We start from the raw sequence: 17,441 nt of genomic DNA, 5'->3' as shown, positions 1-17,441 counted from the left end.
ATGCGCCCAGACGCCCTCTCGCTCAGCCAAGGTCGCGCGTTTACAGAAGCAGGCGCTTCCAGAGCTCCATGCGCTCGTCCATAAAGTCCGCGATCTTGCTCTGGCCGCCCTCCTCGATAAGGTCGACCTCCTTGAGGTAGTTTGCGGGAAGCAGGTCGGGTTCACCGATCTCGCGAGACTTCTCGATTGCCGCATGGCGCGTAAAGGCGGCGATGCGGCGTACCACACTATCGAGCTGATCGAGCATGGGATTGTGGGTGATGCTCCCCAAGAACTCGTTGAATGCGAGGCTTGCTTGATAGCACGCCTCGTTGTCGGTCCCCGGATCGTTCATCGCCGTCCTGAACGTCTCGCCGAGCTCGCGCAGATGGGCGATGTCCTCAGGCGACGCCTCTTTCATGGCGAGATACATGACCGAATTCGACAGCGCGATCTTCACGTCGAGCAGCTCGCTCATGGAGTGCTCACTCAGGATGAGACCGTAAATCATGGGGTTCAGCAGACTCGTCTTGTAGTGGTCGACCACAAAGGTCCCCGCAGAGCGACGAATCTCGAGCACGCCGAACGCGACGAGCACCTTGATTGCCTCACGCACAGCGTTACGGCCTACACCGAGCTTCTCCGCAAACTCAGTCTCGGTGGGAATCCGATCGCCCGGCTTGAGCTCACCCGAGATGAGGGCGTTCGTGATGCGGTCGACGATGATATCGGAAAGCGAGCCTTTTGGCAGCTCGGCGAACAGGCTGCTGTAGTCCATCGGTGTTCCTTCCGTTACGCAGACGGGGCAATGCCCCGAGAACATACTACTTGCAAATGTTCTACATTCATTTCATACTCACTTTAGGAGAGAAAGCCCACGATTTCAAGGGTCTGCCGAACAAGAGCGCAGGAGAACTCGGCGAAGGGTAGCCGACATCCCAAGGGGGAACACATGCATTACACCGGATTAACCTATCGCCCTCCTTACGAGGCGAATTCGCTGCTCCTTCAGGCCACGAGCGGCTGCAGCCACAATCGCTGCACGTTCTGCAGCATGTACCTGGACACGCCGTTTTCCGCATCGCCGCTCGCCGAGATCGAGGAGGACCTGATCGAGGCGGCGCGCATCTGGCCCGATGCGCGCCGCGTGTTCCTCGTCAGCGGCGACGCCTTCGCCCTCTCCAGCGATCGGCTGCTTGAGATCTCCGAACTCGTTCACCGCTATCTGCCACAAGTCGAATCCATCGGCGCCTACGCGCGCGTAGACAACATCGCACACAAGACCGACCGGGAGCTCGCCGCACTCGCGCAGGCCGGCTATGCCGAAATCAACATAGGAGTCGAATCCGGGCTGGACGACGTCCTGGCCTACATGAACAAGGGCCACACCGCCGAGAAGGCCCGGCGCGAGCTCGCGCGCCTCACCGCCGCCGGCCTCCCCTTCAACACCAACATTATCACGGCCGCCGCCGGACCCGACCGAATCGCCGAGCATGCAACCGCCAACGCAGCCCTAGTCAACGAGACGAACCCGACCCTTGTGTTCGTCTCGCCGCTCCACGTCGACCCGGGCTCCCGCTTGGAGCGCGAGGTCGCCGCCGGGCGCTTCACCGAGTGCACGCTCGGCCAGTATCTTGAAGAGGAAATCTTGTTCCTCGAGGGACTCGAACTCGACGGCTGTCTGTTTTTCGGGTTGCACGTCTCGAACCCCGTACCTGTGGCCGGCTGGCTGCCGCGCGACAAGGCAGAACTGCTCGAACGCCTGAGAGCGGGACGCGATGCCCTCGGTCCCGAGCTGCTCGCCTCGCACCCGAGCAAGGGCGCCGAGGGCAGTCTGCATGGACGCATCCCGGGACTCGAGCGATGAGCGCCTCCGGACCGGGGCTCGCCCTTGCCGAGCGCTTCTGGCAGCGCAACCGAGCCGAGCTGTTTGAAGGAGAGCTCGCCGGCCTTGGGCGCCGTGTCGCGGCGGGCCTCGTGGGCGAGGGCTCAGAATGCTGGGGCTACGACGACGCCATATCACGCGATCACGACTGGGGACCAGGCTGCTGCATCTGGCTCATGCGTTCGGATTGGGAGCGCTTCGGAGGCGAGCTGCAGCGGCGCTATAACATGGTCGCAAGCCGGTATATGGAAGGCATAGCGCCTCGCCCGGCCACACCTCCTGGAACCCCGCCGCGCGTCGGCGTCTTCGACATCGAGATCTTCTACCAGCGTTTCCTCCCATCCGGCATGCCTCACGACTCCACCGGGTGGCTACAGGCGCGCGAGGCCATGCTCGCCGCAGCGACCAACGGCCGCGTGTTCTGCGACGGAAGCGGTCGGTTTTCCGCCATCCGCAAGCAGCTGCTTGCCTACTATCCCGACGACGTGCGCCTGCACCGCATCGCCTCCAACCTTGCGCGCGCTGCGCAGGCGGGCCAATACAATTTTCCGCGCCAGGCTGCGCGCGGCGACAGCCTTGCCGCCCTGTCGGCCCTCGTCCGCTTCAACGAGGCGGTCTGCGGGGTTCTCTACGCCCTCGCCCGCCGATACCGGCCGTTTTACAAATGGGTGGCGAGGGAATTGCTCGATCTGGGACAGGTGGGCGCACGGGCGCATGCGCATCTCGAAGACCTCGCCGCTCTCGTACGCGGGGGCGATGTGGCGGCCTCTGTCGCCAGAATCGAAGAGGTCGCCAAGATGCTCGTCGACGCGCTGGATGCGGCGCATCTGAGCTCCAACGCATCACCTTGGCTGATGGATCAAGCGACCGAGGTGGCCCGCCATATCGAGAGCCCGTCGCTACGTGCCCTGGATCTCATCGATTAACCTCTACCCTTCAGCAAAGAGAAGAGTGGGCGCCGGTTATGCCCGCTGCGCTCATCTTCCGATACCCCGCTGGACCCGAACGCTACAAACGACCATAAACCCGTGGGATCCGCCGCCCACAGCAGGAAGGCGACCGGAAAACAACCCCCACTCCGCATGGAAACGCATGGGGGATTATACTGAGCAGCACGATGGAATATAGCACGTAGGAGGTAGAACGTGAACCATATCGGAACCACGCTGCTCGGCATGATCAACACCACGTCCTACCACACGACCAACTATCAGATCGCCATGTGGGCCCTAAGCAACCTCGAGCGCATCGACCACCTGACCGAGCCCGAGATGGCGCGCGCCTGCAACGTGTCGAAAAGCTCGATCAACCGGTTCTGCAAGGAACTCGGCTACGACACGTTCCGGCAGTTCCAGCTCGACGTGCTCCGGTTCCAGCGGCAGTATGCGACCAAGTACTACCTCCCCGCCTCGGAGATCTCCAACCCCGACGGAACGTTGCTCGAGAACTACGCGGCGAGCGTCGCACGCAACGCGCTGAAGCTCGCCGAGCACGTCGACGATGCCGTGCTCGCCCAGATCGCCGCCGACCTTGACGAATACGAGCACGTCATCGTCATGGGTGGGCAGCAGTCGGGAGACATCGCCTGCATGCTCCAGCACAACCTCTTCGGCACCGGCCGCGTCATCACGGCCTACACCTACGGCAAAGAGCAGCGCGAAATCCTCAGCCGCCTGGACTCTGATACCCTTCTCATCGTCTTCTCGCTATTCGGCAACATCTTCCACCGCGTGATGGACAACATCGGCCCCTTCGAGCGTCCCGAACACTGCAAGATCTGCTGGATCACCTCGCAAGCGGTCCTGCCGCCGACTATCCCCATCGACACCATCATCGACTGCGGGCTCGGCTGGGACCTGTCCGCCGGAAACCTCGCCATGGAGCTCGTCGCCAACGCGATCGTCATGCACTACTGGCACCGGCATCATCCAGAGACGGCCGGCTACCCCGCTCCGCTCACCCGCTAAAACCGACCGCTCGCCGCGCGAACGTATCGGGACCTCTCTTGCCCAATTCGTCATAACAAGTCTCTTGCCTGCGGTTTCACGCCATGGAACCAAGTTCCAGCTTACGGAACCCCCTGACGCCTTCGGACGCCCTCGCACCCCGTAGGATACGAGGTGTGAAAAAAGCCGCACCCGGGAGCGGCAGACAGGTCATCTGACGAATTGGAGCAACAATGGACAACACTACGTTCGCACAAGAATGCGTGCGTCTCGTCGGTGGGAAGGAAAACGTCGAGACCGTGACGCATTGCTTCACCCGGTTGCGCTTCCGCCTGAAGGACAAGAGCAAGGCCGACCTTGCCGCCGCCAAGGAGACCGAGGGCATCCTCGACGCCCTCGAGGTGGGTGAGCAGACCCAGCTCATCATCGGCCCACAGGTCAACGAGGTCTTCAAGGAGGTCGAGCAGATCGTGGGCGCCGGCGTCGCCGACCCCACGCCCGTCGAGGACGAGGCCGCAGACGCCGCCGAACCCGAGAAGAAGGGCTTCTCCGTCGGCATGCTGCTCGACACCGTCACCGGCATCTTCGCCCCGGTCATCACGGCGATCACCGCTGGCGGTATGGTCAAGGCCGCCCTGCTCATCATGGGCCTGTTCGGCCTGCCCTCGGACTCGCAGGAGTACTACATCCTGAACTTCATCGCGGACTCCGTCTTCTACTTCCTGCCGATTCTGCTCGCTTTCTCGAGCGCCAACAAATTCGGCTGCAACCCCTACATCGCGGGCATCGTCGGCGGCGTGCTTCTGCACCCCAACTGGACCGCCCTGGTGAACGCGGGCGAGCCAGTAAGCTTCTTCTCCATCCCCGTCACCCTCTACAACTACTCCTCGAGCGTGCTGCCCATCATCCTCACGATCCTGTTCATGTCGTTTGTCGAGCGCTTCGCCGAGAAGGTCTCCCCCAACGTGGTCAAAGCCGTCCTGCAGCCCCTGCTGACGCTCGGTATCACCGCGCCGGTCGCCCTTATCGTTATCGGCCCGCTCGGCAGCTGGATCGGTGGCATCTTCGCTGCAATCCTGTCCTTCCTCGACACCAACGCACCCATCCTCGTGCCCACCATCGTCGGCGCCGTCTGCCCGCTGCTCGTCTTCGCCGGCATGCACCTGGCCATCTTCCCCTCGCTCCAGACCATCCAGCGCGCCGCTATGGGCTATGAGACCGTCTGCGGCCCGGGCATGCTCGCCTCCAACATGGCCATCGCCGGCGCGACCCTGGGCACCGCCCTGCGCGTGAAGAACCCCAAGAACCGCGAGATGAGCATCTCCACCGGTATCACCGCCCTGTGCGGCATCACCGAGCCCGCCCTCTACGGCGTGGTCTTCAAGTTCCACAAGCCGCTGATCGCCGGCATGATCGGTGGCGCGGTGGGCGGCCTGTTCGCCGGCATCATGCACCTCAAGCGCTATGCCTTCGCAACCCCCGGCATCCCGGCGCTGCCGACCTTCATAGGCGACGACCCGATGAACATCGTCATCGCCATCGCAACGGTCGCCATCGCGTTCGCGGTCGCCTTCATCGTCTCGTTCATCCTGGGCGTCGATGAGGACGCGCAGGCCAAGAAGGCCTAAAGCACCGACCCATTCGCTCGTCCCCACGAAACTCCGGCATGCCGGCCAAACGTTCAGCCCGCCGGCATGCCGCCCGACAAGGAGCACCCCATGTCTTTTCGCAATGACTTCCTTTGGGGCGGCGCCACCGCCGCCAACCAGCTCGAGGGCGCCTGGACCGCCGACGGCCGCGGCCCCTCCATCGCCGACGTCATGACCGGCGGCACCGCCCAGCGCAGCCGTACCCTCACCTATGTGGGGCCCGACGGCAAGCCCGGCCATCTCGAGTTCTTCGGCGGCCTGCACGAGCCGCCCCAAGGCTCCACCTTCGCGCCCATCGAGGGCGAGTGGTATCCCAACCACGATGGCATCGATTTCTACCACACCTATCGCGAGGATATCGCCCTCATGGCCGAGATGGGCTTCAAGGCCCTGCGCCTGTCCGTCTCCTGGAGCCGCATCTTCCCCACCGGTATGGAGGAAGAGCCCTGCGAGGCCGGCCTTGCATTCTACGACGGCGTCTTCGACTGCCTGCGCGAGCACGGCATCGAGCCCGTGGTGACCATCAGCCACTACGAGACCCCGCTCGCGCTCGTGAACGAATGGAACGGCTGGACGGACCGCAGAACGATCGATTGCTTTGTGCGCTATGCCACGACGCTGTTCGAGCGCTATCGCGGCAAGGTCCGTTACTGGATGACGTTCAACGAGATCAACGTCATGAACACCAATGCATGGCTGGGCGCGGGCCTCGCCTCCTCCGACCCCAAGGTCACCATGCGTGCCGCGCACCACATGCTCGTCGCCTCTTCACGTGCGGTGAAGGTGGGCCACGAGATCGACCCGCAAAACCAGATCGGCTGTATGCTCACCTTCAGCCAGGGTATGGTCTATCCCTACAGTTGCCGGCCCGAGGACGTGCACAAGGCTTGGGAGCTCGCGAACCGCTGCTACTTCTTCTCCGACGTGCAGGCGCGCGGGTACTACCCGAGCTACCAGCTCAAGCGCTACGAGCGCGAGGGCATCGACATCGGCATGACCGAGCAGGACGAGCGCGACCTGCGCGAGGGGTGCGTCGACTACATCGGCTTCAGCTACTACCGCTCGACCACCGTCTCGACCGACCCCACCACCCCGCTCGTCGACCCCGACTCCCCCATGAAGGAGATCCTGGGGGTCAAGAACCCGTACCTCACGGTCAGCGACTGGGGCTGGACCATCGACCCGGTCGGCCTGCGCAACGCGCTCGACAACCTGTATGACCGCTACCAGAAGCCGCTGTTCATCGTGGAAAACGGTCTGGGCGGCGTCGACACGCTGAAGGAGGACCGCACAGTCGACGACGACTACCGCATCGACTTTTTGCGTTCGCACATCAAGGCCATGAAGGACGCGGCGGAGATCGACGGGGTCGACCTGATGGGCTACCTCTGGTGGGGACCGATCGACCTTATCTCCGCCTCGACCGGTGAGATGAAGAAGCGCTACGGTTTCATCTACGTCGACCGCAACGACGACAACACCGGCTCGCTTAAGCGCTTCCGCAAGAAGAGCTTCGGCTGGTACAAGAAAGTCATCGCCTCGAACGGCGAGGACCTCGCCTAACATCTGCCGGGCGGGGTACCCCAACCGCGCGGGGCCCCGCCCCCTCCAACCCCTGCCCTCCTTGCGGCACCGTGCTCGACATGCTTCACCGGAATCTGTCATCAGGCGACATCGCCGTCTCGTCAATCGACTGTCTGTTGCTCCACGCGATTCGCCCGGCGCATTCAGGCATGAAGGACGTGCAGTGCCGCAAGGAGGGCAGGGGTTTTTCAGCTCCCTCGCGAGCCATTGCCGCGTCGGGCAGCGCGCGCTACCATGGGTGCGTTTTACCCCAATCCCAAGGAGACGCCCATGGAGCCGCAGCGGCAGGAACAACCCATCCTCACCCGCACCTGGTGCGTGTGCCTGCTCGCCCTGGTCTGCTGTGCGCTCTGGGGAAGCGCCATCCCCTGCATCAAGACCGGTTATGCGCTGCTTGGCATCTCGTCGGCCGACGTCCCCTCGGAGCTCTTCTTTGCCGGCCTGCGCTTCATGCTCGCCGGCGTGCTCGCGCTTGCGGCAGCTTCGATCTCCGAGCGCAGGCTCGTGCGCGTCAAGCGCAGCTCTGCCCCCATGGTCGTGTGTCTGGCGCTCGCGCAGACCATCGTCCAGTATGCGTTTTTCTACATCGGCGTATCTAACGCCTCGGGCGTGAAGGGCTCGATCGTGAACGCATCGGCGACCTTTCTCGCCATCCTCATCGCCGCCCTCATCTTCCGGCAGGAGCAACTCACCCCACGCAAAATCGTTGGCTGCGCCGTCGGCTTTGCCGGCGTGGTGCTCGTGAATCTCACGGGCTCGCTCGAAGGCGCCATGACGCTCACTGGCGAGGGCTTCATCCTTATCGCTGCGGCCTCGTCAGGGTTTTCTGCAGCGCTCATCCGCATCTATTCCCAGTGCGAGAACCCCGTCGCGCTCTCCGGCACCCAGTTCATCCTGGGCGGTGCCGTGCTCGCCGCGGTGGGCGCAGCACTCGGCGGCAAGCTTTCCCAACTCACCCCCGCCGGCATCGGCATGCTCGTCTACCTCGCCTGCGTGTCGGCCGTCGCCTACTCGCTCTGGTCGATCCTGCTGAAGTTCAACCCCACGTCGCGCGTCGTCATCTACGAGTTCATGAACCCGGTCTTCGGCGTCATCATCTCGGCCGCCCTGCTCGGCGAGAACGCAACCCTCCCCTGGCGGCAGACGCTCGCGGCACTCGCCCTGATCTCTGCGGGCATCCTCATCGTCAACCGTGAAAAGAAAGAAGGCCCCGAGGGCAACCCTCGGGGCCTGCAGGAAACCTAGTACAGCTTCGCACCGGCGGGAATCGAATCATCCACCATCAGCACGTTCAGGCGCTCCTCGTCGCCCTCCTTGTGCACGGCGCTGATGATCATGCCGCACGAATCGATACCCATCATCTTGCGCGGAGGCAGGTTGGTGATGGCGACCAGCGTGCGACCGATGAGGTCCTCCGGCTCGTAGTAGGCACGGATGCCGGACAGGATCGTGCGGTCGGTACCCGAGCCGTCATCCAGCGTGAACTGGAGCAGCTTTTTGCTCTTGGGCACGGCCACGCAGTCCTTCACCTTGACGGCGCGGAAATCGGACTTGGAGAACGTGTCGAAGTCCACGAAGTCGGCGAACAGCGGCTCCACGGCGACCTTGCTGTAGTCGATCGTCGGGACCTTGTTGGGAGCATAGACGCTTGCGGCCTGGGCAGCCTCCTCGTCCTCCTTGGCGCGAGCTGCGGCCGCGCCGTTGGCGCTACCGCGCTCGGGCTTCATGTGCGGGAACAGCAGCACGTCGCGGATGGATGCCTGGTTGGCGAGCAGCATGACCACGCGGTCGATACCGATTCCGATGCCGCCCGCCGGGGGCATGCCGTACTCGAGGGCGCGCACATAGTCCTCGTCGTACTCCATGGCCTCCTCGTCGCCGGCAAACTTCTCCTCGACCTGCTTGCGGAAGCGCTCCGCCTGGTCGACAGGGTCGTTCAGCTCGGAGAACGCGTTGGCGTACTCATGACCGGCGATGACGAGCTCGAAGCGGTGTGTGAGGCGCGGATCGTCCTCGTGGCGCTTGGCGAGCGGGCTGACCTCGACCGGGTAATCGCACACGAACGTGGGGTTCACGATGGAGGGCTCGCCCTTCTCGTCGTAGATCTCGGCGATGAGCTTGCCCGGGCCCCACGCGGAGTTGACCTCGATACCGCACTCGGACGCCGCGGCTCGCAGCTCCTCGATCGGCGTGTCAAGGGTGAGCTCGCGGCCCATGACCTCGGAGACGATCTCGGTCATGGGACGGCTCGGCCACGTGCCGGACAAGTCGATGGTCGTGCCCTGGTACTCGATCTGCTCGGACTCGTTCACGGCGGCGTTCGCGGCCTTGATGACGCCCTCGGCGAGCTCCTTCATGCCCTCGAGGTCGGAGTAGGCGCGATAGGCCTCCATGGTGGTGAACTCGGGGTTGTGCGTGAGGTCCATGCCCTCGTTGCGGAAGATGCGCCCGAGCTCGAAAACGCGCTCGTAGCCGCCCACGAGCAGGCGCTTGAGATGCAGCTCGGTGGCGATGCGCAGGTAGTTCTCCTGGTTCAGCGCGTTGAAGTGCGTGATGAACGGCTTGGCCGTCGCGCCGCCCTGGATGGTCTGGAGGATGGGGGTCTCGACCTCCATGTAGCCGTTGTCCTCCATGTAGCGGCGGAAGGCCGACACGATGCGCGAGCGCTTGGCGAAGGTCTCGCGGACGTCGGCGTTCACGATGAGGTCGACGTAGCGCTGGCGATAACGCGTCTCCTTGTCGGACAGGCCATGGAACTTCTCGGGCAGCGGGCGGACGGCCTTGGACAGCAGCGTAAGCTTGCGCGGAGCCACGGAGAGCTGGCCGCGCTTGGTGCGGACCACGACGCCCTCGGCGCCCACGATGTCGCCCAAGTCGAGCTCGCCGAGCAGCTCCCAGGCGTCTTCCGGCATGTCGTTGATGCGGCAGAACAGCTGCATGTCGCCGGTGGGATCGCGCAGCACGATGAACATGATCTTGCCCTGGCCGCGCTTGGCGACCACGCGGCCGCCGATCTTCACGACATCGGCGGTGTCCTCGCCGTCGGCCAGATCGGCGTAGTTCTTCTCGATGTCAGCCACGTAATCGGTGACATCCGAGTGCTCGGGATACGGGTTCTTGCCGGCAGCGTACAGCGCCGCGCGATCGGCCAGACGGCGCGCACGCTCGTCGTTGAGCGTGGAAGCCGCATCAACCTGGGTTTGGTCCATGGTGTCTCCTCTTATATAACGTGAAACGCTCCCTGAGGCGCACGGTCCCAGGGAGCGAGCAGGCAGGTGCGCGCGGGTCCGCGTGAGCCCAAAGAACGCTGCTCAATCCATCTCGCACCCGGCGCGTAGGCCCGAGTGCGAAAGCAATTGATCAGTGATTCCTAGCGCGTGATGTTCGTGATGGTGTAGATGCGGGTCTTGCCGGAAGGAAGAACGACCTCCACCGTCTCGCCGGCGCCGTGGCCGATGATGGCGCGGCCGACGGGGCTCTCGTTGGAGATCTTGTGCTCCAGGGAGTTGGTCTCGGTCGTACCCACGAGCGTGACGTCGGTGGCGACGCCGTCGCCGTCGACCAGCGAGACGGTGCAGCCGATGGAGACGATCAGGTTGTGATCGCCGTCGGCGACATCGCGCGCGTTGGCGAGGATGGCCTGGATCTCGGCGATGCGGGCCGCGTTTTTGGCCTGCTCCTCCTTGGCGGCATCGTACTCGGCGTTCTCGGAAAGGTCACCGAACGCGCGGGCTTCCTTGATGTGCTCGATGATCTCCTTGTTCTTCTCGCCCTCGCGCCACTCAAGCTCCTCGATGAGCTTCTGGCGGCCATCGGCTGTCAGTACGATCTCGCTTGCATCCATGCGCACAAACTCCTCGTCTATGTCTGCTCGGCAGCACCGGTGCGGCCGATATCCTCACATAACATGGAAATGACCGGCATGCCCTGGGGCAGCCGGCCATCGCTCACCCCGATTGTCAGGGTTTGAGCTAGTCCTCCTCGATGGGGCTTTCATCCTTCTTGGCCTTGGCCTCCTTGGCCTCGGCAAGCTTGGCCTCGAGCTCGCGGATCTCCTTGTCCTCCTCGCTCTCGGGCTCCTCCTCGGTGGCCTCATCCTCGGTGGACATACCCTCGCGGATGTTCTTCACCGTCTTGCCCAGGGAGGCGCCGAGCTTCGGAAGATTCTTGGGGCCGAAGATCAGCAGGGCAACGATCAGAATGACAACCCACTCAAAACCCTTAGGGAACATACTTTTCCTTCCACGGTACTCAGGTACAGTCGAGATGGAAGCCGCATCTCGCAAGACAAGGCGTTTCCAGCTCGAAAGAGTATACCGCGCCTATGTGGCGCAAACAACACCGCCATATTTTACACGCGAGCGCGAAACACGTCTGACAAGGATATGACATGCCCTTATCGCGCAGCTGAGAAACCGCGCGCAGGCGGCCACGGGCCTCTCCTATCGACAAAAAAGACCGGAGCGATCTCTCGCCCCGGTCCTCACATGCAATGGTCGGGTTGACTGGATTTGAACCAGCGACCCCCGCGTCCCGAACGCGGTGCTCTACCAAACTGAGCCACAACCCGAAAGCTCGATTATCCTACCACACTCCGAAAACGAATGCTAGGGAAAATCTACCCAACAACGATATTTGGCCCCGACTTCTCCATTTTTGCCGCCTGGGCCCACCATCCGTGCTCGTTGAGCGCGGAGAGCGCGATGGCCTCGGCCGCCATCTGGGTATCGCACACCGCGAACACCGAGGCGCCGGAACCCGAGACCTCGACCGCGCGCACGCCGGGCTGCTCGCGCATCCACGCCATGATGGTTCCGATCTCGGGCATGAGGGCGCACGCCGCCGGCGCGAGGTTGTTGCCGATATGCGCGAAGATCGACGCCTCATTGTGCTCGCGCATGGCCGCAAGCATCGGGTCGAGTTCGGGCAGATCCTGGGGGTCCGCATCGAAATGCGCGTAGGCCTCCCCCGTCGACACGCCGCCGTCGAGCGGCTTGACCAGCGCGACGGGCGTTCCGGTCAGCGGCCGGAAGACCTCACGCATGATATCGCCCGCCCCGGTGAAGTACGCCGGCGGCCCATAGAGGAAAAACGGCACGTCGGCGCCGATGGAGCGGGCGACGCGGTCGATCCGCTCGTCAGCCGGGTCGATCTTCCACAGATGGCAGATCCCCTTGATGGTCGCAGCCGCGTCGGTGGACGGGCCGCCCAGCCCGCTTTTGATCGGGATGTGCTTGTCGATGAGGATCGTGAAGCGCGGCTCGCGGCCGAACGCCTCCCCCATCGCGACGGCGGCTCTATAGGCCGTGTTCTCCTCCATGGGAAAGCCCGCTTCGGGGACCGTGCGGACCATGAGCTCGTCTGCCGGCGCGATCGCCAGCGTGTCGGCCAGATCGATCGCGGTCATCACCGTGTCCACGCGATGGTAGCCGCGCTCGTCCTTGCGCGGATGGACGCCCAGATACAGGTTGATCTTGGCGGGCGCCGTCACCATGATGAAGGAGGGGGCGTCCATGGTCTAATGCTCCTCGAGCTGATTTCCCAGCGGCGTGAACAGGTGCTCGCTCGTCTCGGGGTCGAACAGCTCGACGGTTCCCGTCAACACGTCGACGTACTGGTAGGACTGACGAGACTTGCGGCCGCGGCGCTCATCGACCTCGACGATAAAGACGGAAGGGTGCACCGTCTTGATGGTGCCCATGCGCTCGACGACGCGGGTGCGGCCCATGTTGGCCTTGACCTTCACGCGCTGGCCGATCATCTGGGTCAACTTCTCATGGATGTCATCGACGTGATTGACTTCCAGCTCTTCCATAACGCCTCCTACAGAGACAAAAGGCGGGCGCGATGCCTACGCACAGAATTGTCCCAAGATATCAAACAAACGGACAGAGTATAGCAAGCCCGCATCAACATTGCACGTCAGCGCGGCAGATATGGAGGGTTTGACAAATAAGCGACAAATGGGGCGCGACGCGTTCGGACGGGGCCATTACCCCTCCCGAGCGCGCCGCGCCCCCAATACAGCACCGCGCTACAGATCGTCGGTATCGAGCAGGATGGTGAAAGGACCGTCGTTGACGAGCTCGACCTGCATCATCGCGGCAAACGTGCCCGTCGCCACATGCTCGACATCGGCACGGACCAACTCGACGAAGTACTCGTAGAGCTCGCGCGCCAGCTGTGGCGCCGCCGCATCCGTGAACGATGGGCGACGGCCGCGGCGGCAGTTGGCGTACAGCGTGAACTGCGAGACGACGAGCACCTCTCCGTCCACGTCGGCAAGCGAGAGGTTGGTCTTGCCGTCGGCGTCCTCGTTGATGCGCAGGCCGCGCAGCTTGCCCCACAGCTTGTCCGCCTCGGCGCGCGTGTCGGACGCGCCCACGCCGAGCAGGATGAGGTACCCGCGCCCGATCGACGCGGTGCGCTCGCCCTCGATGGTCACGCTCGCGCGCGTCACCCGCTGGACGACCGCCCTCATTCGTCCTCGCCGGAGATCTTGGCGGACAGGGCCTCGAGCGCATGGAACCGGTGGCTGATGGCGTTCTTCTCGGCTGGCGTGAGCTCGGCCATCGTCTTGCCCGGCGTGTCGTCCGGCAAAAACAGCGGGTCGTACCCGAAGCCGTTCGTGCCGCGACCCTCGCGGCCCACGACACCCTCGCAGGTCCCCTCGCCGTAGGTGACCAGGCCGTCCGTATCGATCAGGGCGACGACGCTCACGAAGCGCGCCGTGCGCTCGCCGTCAGCGACGTCGGCCAGGTTCTCGAGCAGCTTCGCGTTGTTTGCCGCGTCGTCGCCGTGCACGCCCGCGTAGCGCGCCGAGTACACGCCCGGCTCGCCGTCCAGCGCGTCGACCACGAGGCCCGAATCGTCCGCGATGGCGGGAAAGCTGGTCTGCTCCACCGCCGCCTCCGCCTTGATGAGGGCGTTCTCCAAAAACGTCGTGCCGGTCTCCTCCGGATCGTCGAACTCGCCCAGCTGGCCGAGCGCCACGAAGCGCACGTCGGGCAGCACGCGGGACAGGATGTCCTCGATCTCGGTCAGCTTGTGCATGTTGCCGGTCGCCACCACGATGGTGCGCGCCGGATCCAGTTCATCTATGTCGATCTTCTCGAGCGCCATGTTGCTGTCATCCTCCTCGGTATGCCGTGTGCGTGCGGTCAGTCCTCGTCGCGAAACGCGGTGACCCGGTTCTGCAGGTCGATCAGCTGCTTGATGCCGGCCTCGCCCAGATCGAGCAGGCGGCCCAGTCGCGCCCGGTCGAACGGCGTCTGCTCGCCCGTCCCCTGGATCTCGACGATCTCGCCGGTATCGGTCGCCACGAGGTTCATGTCCACCTCGGCGTGCGAATCCTCGATGTAGTTGAGGTCGAGCAACTCGGCCCCGTCGACCACGCCCATGGACACGGCGGCCACCTGGCCGGTGAGCGGCAGGCGCGAGATCTTGCCCGCCTCAACCCACGCCATGAGGGCGTCATGCAGCGCGACCCAGGCGCCGGTGACGCTCGCCGTGCGCGTGCCGCCGTCGGCCTGGAGAACGTCGCAGTCCACGGTCACGGTGTACTCGCCGAGCGCGCGCAGGTTCGTGACCGTGCGCAGGCTGCGGCCGATCAGGCGCTCGATCTCCATGGAGCGGCCCTTGCGGTTGGCGCGCTCGCGCGGGCTGCGGCGACCGGTGGCCGCGGGCAGCATGGCGTACTCGGCCGTCACCCAGCCCTGTCGGCTCGCGCGGCGCCATGCGGGCAGCCCCTCCTCGATGGTGGCGGCGCACAGCACGCGCGTGTCTCCGAACTCCACCAGGCACGACCCCTGTGCATGCTTCATGACCTCGCGCGTCAGCTTGACCGGACGCAGCTTATCCGCAGCGCGCCCGTCGACGCGGTTGATCTCCATGTGGTCCATGTTTCTCGCACTCCTCATTATCTTGCTGTTAGTAGCGGTCAAGCTCATCCAGGCTGATGTGCTCGATGCTCTTGAGCGGCTGGCCGAAGATGAAGCTGCCCGCCGCCGCGAACTCCGCAATGTTGTCCGACGTGGTCGCGAAGCGGTGCTCGGGCACTACGTTGTCTTCCGCCAGCTGCTCGCGGCGGACCAGGATGTCGGTCAGCTCGCGCGTGGTCTCCTCGGCCGACGACACGACGCGGACGCCTTCGCCCAGCGCATGGCGAATCGGGTTCACGAGCAGCGGGAAATGCGTGCAGCCCAACACGACCGTGTCGATGCCGATGCCCGGCTCCAAGATGGGGCCGAGCGTGCGCGCGACCTCCTCGCGGTTCTCCGGCGTGTCGAACACGTCGCCGTCTTGCAGCCAGCGCTCCTGCAGGTGCGCGCCGGTCGCCAGCTCGTTCTCGACAATCTCGACGAAGCTCGGCGCGGGGCAGCCGTACACGGACACGCCGGCATCTAGGTCGCGGATGGCGCGCGTATAGGCGCCCGTGCGCACCGTGAGCGGTGTCGCCAGCACGCCCACCTTGCGCGTTCGCGTGCTGTTGATCGCCGCGCGGGCGCCCGGGGCGATCACGCCGATGACCGGAACCGGGAGCATCTGCTGCGCGATCTTGAGGCCGGCAGCCGTGGCGGTGTTGCACGCGATAATCATGATCTTGATGTCGTGGGCCGCAAGCCAGCGACCGGCCTGCAGCACGAATGAGCGCACCTCGCTCTCCGAGCGCACGCCATAGGGGCAGCGCTTGGTGTCGCCCACATAGTAGATGGACTCGTGCGGCAACGAGGTCGCGATCGAGCGCGCCACCGTCAGGCCGCCGATACCGGAATCGAAAACGCCGATAGGCCTGTTGTCTCCTTGAGCCGCCATCTGAGCATCCCCTCCTATGCGAGCGCCGCGAGCAGGCAGCGCATACTCTGGACCCAGCCGTCGACGATGCGGCCGCGCGTCACGAACGCGTTGTCGTGCGTCGCCAGGAACTCTTCGGCCGTCGGGTTCTTGAGGCCGTTCTCGACGAGAAAGAACGTATCGCAGTAGTCTGCCATGAGGAAGTCCGAGGTCGCGTCGCCGATAGCCATGGTCTCGGACAGATCGATGCCGCGCAGCTCGCAGAAGCGCTCGATGCCGCGGCCCTTGTTCAAGCCCTGCGGCATAAGGTTGAACGCGCGGCCCTTCACGCCCTCGGGAAGCTTGAGCGTGGTGGGCGCGGAAATGTAGTTGAGGTAGCCGTTGTCGCCCCAGTCGAGCTCTGCGCCCGAGCGGCGAATGATGTCGCAGGCGTCCTCGTCGGGAATCTCGCCGCGCATGCCCACCGTCACCTCGCGGTGCTTGTAGCCGGTCGACATGTCGTTGTGGTATTCCAGCAGGCCTGGCCAGCGGTTCTGGAACTCGTCGAGAATGCCCGTCGCCTCGATGCACTCATGCGGCGAGTAGCCCCAGATAGGATTGAAGGGCATGTCGGCGGTGAAATACTCCCAGCGGTTTTCGCTGCGGTCGAGCATGAGCAGGCCGCCCATCTCGCCGATGTAGGAGTTCAGACCGAGCAGACGCGTGTCCTCGTGCAGCATGGAACGATTGCGGCCCGAGCACGGGATGACCTCGATACCGGCGCGTTTGAGCTCCAGCAACGTGGCGACGAAGTCGATGCACGGGTTCCCCTCGGCATCTGCCAGCGCGCAGGAACCAGGCGCGAGCATGGTGCCGTCGAGGTCAGTGAACACGTAGCGCACGCGCGACAGGCGCTCTTTGAGCTCGCCGGTGGGGATATCGGGCAGCACGGTATGGGGCATGGGGCCTCCTCGCAGACGCGGATTCGTCGCGCTCCATTGTAGCCCGACGATCCCGACGAAGTGGGAACGTCGACATTTCGCGCATATCCCTAAGGAGACGCTGATCGGTTGCGTTCGTGGCGGTCGGTTCCATGGCGGGTGCGCGTATCCGCCCGCGTGCGAAACCGCACCTTGATAAAAGGTTTTATCAAGGTACGTGAGAGACCCGTTTTGAATTTGGTATCAACTCTTGGGCAATAAAGACGGCTTGGGGCCGAATCGGAGGCCCCTCCCGGGGCCTCCGGGATCAACCGGACGGAGAAACCGCAGGTCACAGGCTTGTCAGATATAGCCGTTTTCCTTGCATACCTCCCGATTTGATACCAAATTCGTTTTCAGAATATATTGGCACCCTCTTTCCTGGGGTTTTGCGGTGCGGCTTCCCCACCGTGCGTATACGGGGCCCGGAATCTGCCTGTCGCACGGTGGGAACGCGCGACAGGCGCCCCCGCGTCTTGCGAGAGGCGCCGATGACACAAAACGGACCGTTTGGCACGCTAAAGGGGGTCAGTAAAAGCTCTTAGAAGATATGACCGATAACTGATCGGTCGGAGCCTCCCCGGATGCCCGCGGGATGGGCGACAATCGTTGTTGTCAGCGCAAACGGCGGTCGCGCACCGCAGTC

17 protein-coding genes and 1 tRNA gene are annotated in these 17,441 nt (G+C 64.1%); 6 read left to right on the top strand and 12 right to left on the bottom strand.

Translation table 11 applies throughout. The annotated features are described in order from the left end of the window. Positions 1–40: 40 nt before the first annotated feature. Positions 41–757: a GntR family transcriptional regulator gene (locus B5F74_RS07985; protein ID WP_066829813.1), complete on the bottom strand. Its 717-nt coding sequence runs from the start codon at positions 755–757 to the stop codon at positions 41–43. A gap of 174 nt (positions 758–931) precedes the next feature. On the opposite strand from B5F74_RS07985, the gene B5F74_RS07980 reads away from it, so the two are divergent. The 6 genes from B5F74_RS07980 (at position 932) to B5F74_RS07955 (ending at position 8,288) form a co-directional block, all read left to right on the top strand. Further along, positions 932–1,846 (top strand): radical SAM protein, encoded by a 915-nt coding sequence (locus B5F74_RS07980; protein ID WP_087201496.1) that lies wholly within the window; start codon positions 932–934, stop codon positions 1,844–1,846. Beyond that, a complete protein-coding gene (locus tag B5F74_RS07975) occupies positions 1,843–2,790 on the top strand; it encodes a DUF4037 domain-containing protein (protein WP_087201494.1) in 948 nt (315 codons plus the stop codon). The genes B5F74_RS07980 and B5F74_RS07975 overlap by 4 nt, the downstream gene beginning before the upstream one ends. Before the next feature lie 219 nt (positions 2,791–3,009). Beyond that, entirely contained in the window at positions 3,010–3,831 is an 822-nt protein-coding gene (locus tag B5F74_RS07970) for a MurR/RpiR family transcriptional regulator (RefSeq protein ID WP_087201492.1), read from the top strand. 212 nt (positions 3,832–4,043) lie between these two features. Next, the gene (locus tag B5F74_RS07965) at positions 4,044–5,438 is read left to right on the top strand and encodes a PTS transporter subunit EIIC (protein WP_087201490.1); all 1,395 of its coding nucleotides are present in this window, start codon (positions 4,044–4,046) and stop codon (positions 5,436–5,438) included. A gap of 90 nt (positions 5,439–5,528) precedes the next feature. Further along, on the top strand, positions 5,529–7,022 hold the full coding sequence (locus B5F74_RS07960; protein ID WP_087201488.1) for a family 1 glycosylhydrolase: 1,494 nt from the start codon (positions 5,529–5,531) through the stop codon (positions 7,020–7,022). Between the two features lie 291 nt (positions 7,023–7,313). Beyond that, positions 7,314–8,288 (top strand): DMT family transporter, encoded by a 975-nt coding sequence (locus B5F74_RS07955; RefSeq protein ID WP_087201487.1) that lies wholly within the window; start codon positions 7,314–7,316, stop codon positions 8,286–8,288. Here B5F74_RS07955 and lysS read toward each other — a convergent pair. The 11 genes from lysS to B5F74_RS07900 form a co-directional block, all read right to left on the bottom strand. Beyond that, the gene (lysS, locus tag B5F74_RS07950; RefSeq protein ID WP_087201485.1) at positions 8,285–10,252 is read right to left on the bottom strand and encodes a lysine--tRNA ligase; all 1,968 of its coding nucleotides are present in this window, start codon (positions 10,250–10,252) and stop codon (positions 8,285–8,287) included. The genes B5F74_RS07955 and lysS overlap by 4 nt on opposite strands. 161 nt (positions 10,253–10,413) lie before the next feature. After that, positions 10,414–10,887: a transcription elongation factor GreA gene (gene greA / locus B5F74_RS07945; RefSeq protein ID WP_066829858.1), complete on the bottom strand. Its 474-nt coding sequence runs from the start codon at positions 10,885–10,887 to the stop codon at positions 10,414–10,416. 127 nt (positions 10,888–11,014) lie between these two features. After that, positions 11,015–11,275 carry a twin-arginine translocase TatA/TatE family subunit gene (tatA, locus tag B5F74_RS07940; RefSeq protein ID WP_066829860.1) on the bottom strand — a complete coding sequence of 87 codons (261 nt, stop codon included), beginning with the start codon at positions 11,273–11,275 and terminating at the stop codon, positions 11,015–11,017. Positions 11,276–11,536: 261 nt separating this feature from the next. Next, a tRNA-Pro gene (locus tag B5F74_RS07935) sits at positions 11,537–11,613 on the bottom strand. A 48-nt stretch (positions 11,614–11,661) separates the two neighbouring features. Continuing rightward, on the bottom strand, positions 11,662–12,558 hold the full coding sequence (ispE, locus tag B5F74_RS07930) for a 4-(cytidine 5'-diphospho)-2-C-methyl-D-erythritol kinase (protein WP_087201483.1): 897 nt from the start codon (positions 12,556–12,558) through the stop codon (positions 11,662–11,664). Positions 12,559–12,561: 3 nt separating this feature from the next. Then, positions 12,562–12,858 (bottom strand): Veg family protein, encoded by a 297-nt coding sequence (locus B5F74_RS07925; RefSeq protein ID WP_066829863.1) that lies wholly within the window; start codon positions 12,856–12,858, stop codon positions 12,562–12,564. Between the two features lie 219 nt (positions 12,859–13,077). After that, positions 13,078–13,524, bottom strand: a complete 447-nt coding sequence (gene dtd / locus B5F74_RS07920) for a D-aminoacyl-tRNA deacylase (protein WP_066829866.1) — start codon at positions 13,522–13,524, stop codon at positions 13,078–13,080. Beyond that, entirely contained in the window at positions 13,521–14,165 is a 645-nt protein-coding gene (rdgB, locus tag B5F74_RS07915; RefSeq protein WP_066829869.1) for an RdgB/HAM1 family non-canonical purine NTP pyrophosphatase, read from the bottom strand. Before rdgB ends, dtd begins: the two co-directional genes overlap by 4 nt. 38 nt (positions 14,166–14,203) lie before the next feature. Continuing rightward, the gene (gene rph, locus B5F74_RS07910; protein WP_066829872.1) at positions 14,204–14,944 is read right to left on the bottom strand and encodes a ribonuclease PH; all 741 of its coding nucleotides are present in this window, start codon (positions 14,942–14,944) and stop codon (positions 14,204–14,206) included. Between the two features lie 28 nt (positions 14,945–14,972). Next, positions 14,973–15,857: a glutamate racemase gene (gene murI, locus B5F74_RS07905; RefSeq protein WP_087201481.1), complete on the bottom strand. Its 885-nt coding sequence runs from the start codon at positions 15,855–15,857 to the stop codon at positions 14,973–14,975. 14 nt (positions 15,858–15,871) lie between these two features. Continuing rightward, positions 15,872–16,777 carry an HAD hydrolase family protein gene (locus B5F74_RS07900; protein WP_087201479.1) on the bottom strand — a complete coding sequence of 302 codons (906 nt, stop codon included), beginning with the start codon at positions 16,775–16,777 and terminating at the stop codon, positions 15,872–15,874. Positions 16,778–17,441: the final 664 nt, after the last annotated feature.

It is taken from the genome of Collinsella sp. An271, assembly GCF_002159695.1.
In the GTDB taxonomy this organism is placed as follows: Bacteria; Actinomycetota; Coriobacteriia; order Coriobacteriales; family Coriobacteriaceae; genus Collinsella; species Collinsella ihumii.
The sequence above is the reverse complement of the archived record's forward strand: the minus strand, read 5'-3'. Positions and strand labels throughout refer to the sequence as shown.